Source organism: Acidimicrobiales bacterium (genome assembly GCA_036273495.1).
Taxonomy (GTDB): domain Bacteria; phylum Actinomycetota; class Acidimicrobiia; order Acidimicrobiales; family JAJPHE01; genus DASSEU01.
The window spans coordinates 1-2,605 of the sequence record DASUHN010000396.1; the positions used below are offsets into that span (position 1 = coordinate 1).

At 72.1% G+C, this 2,605-nt stretch carries 4 protein-coding genes; 1 reads left to right on the top strand and 3 read right to left on the bottom strand.

Annotation, left to right across the window (positions count from 1 at the left end):
* Positions 1-294 (top strand): rhodanese-like domain-containing protein (locus VFW24_17320; protein ID HEX5268528.1); only part of this gene is annotated, 294 nt, incomplete at its 5' end.
* Here the strand turns inward: VFW24_17320 and VFW24_17325 are convergent.
* The 3 genes from VFW24_17325 to VFW24_17335 form a co-directional block, all read right to left on the bottom strand.
* Entirely contained in the window at positions 260-994 is a 735-nt protein-coding gene (locus VFW24_17325) for a TetR/AcrR family transcriptional regulator (protein ID HEX5268529.1), read from the bottom strand. The genes VFW24_17320 and VFW24_17325 overlap by 35 nt on opposite strands.
* A gap of 29 nt (positions 995-1,023) precedes the next feature.
* Complete coding sequence (locus VFW24_17330; GenBank protein ID HEX5268530.1) at positions 1,024-2,163, bottom strand: hypothetical protein; 1,140 nt, start codon at positions 2,161-2,163, stop codon at positions 1,024-1,026.
* On the bottom strand, positions 2,160-2,605 hold a 446-nt coding region (locus VFW24_17335), incomplete at its 5' end, for an OB-fold domain-containing protein (GenBank protein HEX5268531.1). The genes VFW24_17335 and VFW24_17330, both read right to left, overlap by 4 nt.

A 2,605-nucleotide genomic window follows, 5' to 3' on the forward strand; every position in this document is an offset into this window, starting at 1 on the left:
CCGGCGCAACTCGGGGCCGAGGTGGCCGCCGGCGCCCTGGTCGTCGACATCCGGCCCTCCGACTCCCGGGACCGGGAGGGTGCCCTCGAGGGGGCCCTGATCCTCGAGCGCACCGTGCTCGAGTGGCGGCTCGACCCGACGAGCGCCCACCGCGTGGACGGGATGCGGGATCCCGGCCAACGCGTGGTGATCGTGTGCAACGAGGGTTACGCGTCCAGCCTGGCCGCCGCGGCCCTGCGCGACCTCGGGCTGACGAACGTCACCGATCTCGAGGGTGGTTACCGGGCGCTCTAGCAGGGTCCCCGCCGTTCGCCGCGGGCGTGGTCCCGGGGACCCGGGTGCCCGCCGCCCTGACTGAGCCCTCCTCGACCAGATGGCCCACGGCCCGGCCCAGGAGCCTCCGGCTGCCCGTGAAGTCCGGCCTCCAGTCGGCTCGGCTCTCGGGTCGGTTGACCGAGAGCATCAGCTCGCTCATGGCCACGCCCCGCACGGCGTGGAACACGAACTCCGCCAGGCGGGGGTCCCTCTCGCCGCTGTCGGGGAACAGCTCTCGGGCCAGTCGGTCGAAGAGGGGAGTGGCCGAGGCGTTCATGTCTTGCAGCATCTCGATGCTGCGCTGGGACGTGGCGGGATCGTGGCTGAGGTTGAGCGCCACCTGCATGAAGGCCAGCCAGGCCGGCTGCCCGTAGTAGTCGGCCAGGATGTCGAAGTAGGACTCCACCCGCTCGCTCATCGTGGCCCCGGTGATGTGGCGCTCGGCCAGGAGGCGGCGGAGGCGCTCGGTGCCCTCCTCCATCACCGCCAGCATCAGTGACTCCCGGCTGCCGAACCAGTACTGGATCACGCCCCAGGAGAGACCGGCCCGCTCGGCTATGGCGTTGGAGCTGGCCCGGTAGAAGCCGTTCTCGAGGATGCACCGGATGGCGGCCTCGATCACCCGTTGCCGGGTGTCGCCGTCCTGGTCGGAGGAGGGCTTCGACGACGCTCGGGCCATCGGTCCGAACCTAGCAGCGCGGTCCCCGCCTACGGCCGGCCGAGGATCAGCCCCGAGCGCCCGGTGGCCACGAGGACCCGGTCCGCCCCGGCCACCTGGTTGGCGGCGGTGCCGCGGAGCTGGCGGACGGCCTCGGTGATGTTGTTCATCCCGTGGATGTACGCCTCACCCAGCAGACCCCCGTTGGTGTTCACGGGGATCGTCCCCCCGATGTCGATGTTGCCGGCGGCGATGAACTCACTCGCCTCGCCGGGTCCACAGAACCCGTACGCCTCCAGCTGGACGTGCACGATCGGGGAGAAGTTCTCGTAGATCATGGCCACGTCGATGTCGTCGGGGCCGACCCCGGCCCGCTCGTACAGCCGGCGCCCCAGCGACATCGCCTCGGGGAACTCGGCCATCTCCGGGTGGAAGTAGTTGAACATCTCGTCCCCGTTGGCCAGCTGGACCTGGTCGGCGGCCACGATGCGGGCTCCCCCGTTCGGGAGGTCGGCCAGCCGGTCCTCGCGGGTCACGACCAGCGCCACCCCGCCGTCGCTCTCCTGGCAGCAGTCGAGCAGGCGGAGGACGGGCTCCACGATCCAGCGCGACGACTGATGGTCGTCCAGGGTGATGGGGCGGCCGTAGAACCAGGCCGCCGGATTGGTGGCGGCGTGCCTGCGGGCCACCACGGTGTAGCGCCCGAAGTCCTCGTTGGTCGCACCGTAGCGGGCCATGTACCGCTGGAACTGCAGCCCGTAGATCTTGGCGGGGGTGTCGACGCCGAAGGGCTGGTACCAGTTCCAGGTGGGGTCCCGGAGCCCGGCCACCGGCTGGCCGAAGCGCCGGCCCGAGCGCTCGTTGAAGGCCCGGTAGACGAGGACGGCGTCGGCGGCACCGGCCAGGACCGCGGTGGCGGCGAGCTGGATGGTCGCGTTGACCCCGCCCCCGCCCCCGCGGGTCCGCGCCGTGTAGTGGAGCTCGGGGATCCCGAGCGTCCGGATGAGGCTGAGCTCGTCACTGGGGTCGATGGCAAAGGTGACGGTCCCGTCGATGGCGGCGGGGGTGAGCCCGGCGTCGGCGATGGCGGCCAGTGACGCCTCGGCGGCCAGCTGGAGCTCACTGCGCCCCGAGTCCTTGGAGAACTCCGTCTGGCCGATCCCGGCGATGACCGCGCCCGCCGCCTTCATCGGCCCCTCGCCCGGGCGGGGCGGAACTGCGGTAGGACGACCCCGTCGTAGTCGACGAAACAGGCCTCGACCGCCATGTCGTTGCGGACCTCGTCGGGCGCGGTCTCGACCAGGTTCGAGACCAGCCTGACCCCTTCGGCCAGCTCGACCAGCACGACGATGCGGGGCGCGGCGTCGGGCTCGGTGGGATGGCGGGACAGGAGCCAGGCGTAGACCGTTCCGCGCCCGCTGGCCGGGCGGGTGGTCCACGTGGCCGATCCGCACGCCGGGCACAGGGGAGTGGGCGGGTGCTGGAGCCGGCCGCACGAGCCGCACTGGCGCAGGAGCAGCTGTCCCTGCCTCACCGCGTCCCAGAACCAGCCGTCGTCGGGGCCGGGCCGGGGCGCGATCACGGTCGGCACTGCGACCACCCCGCCATCCGGTCCCACAGCCGGGTCCGGTC

Coding starts and splice junctions, on each gene's coding strand:
- VFW24_17330 (HEX5268530.1), bottom strand. CDS start 2,163: ATGAAGGCGGCGGGCGCGGTCATCGCCGGGATCGGCCAGACGGAGTTC.
- VFW24_17325 (HEX5268529.1), bottom strand. CDS start 994: ATGGCCCGAGCGTCGTCGAAGCCCTCCTCCGACCAGGACGGCGACACC.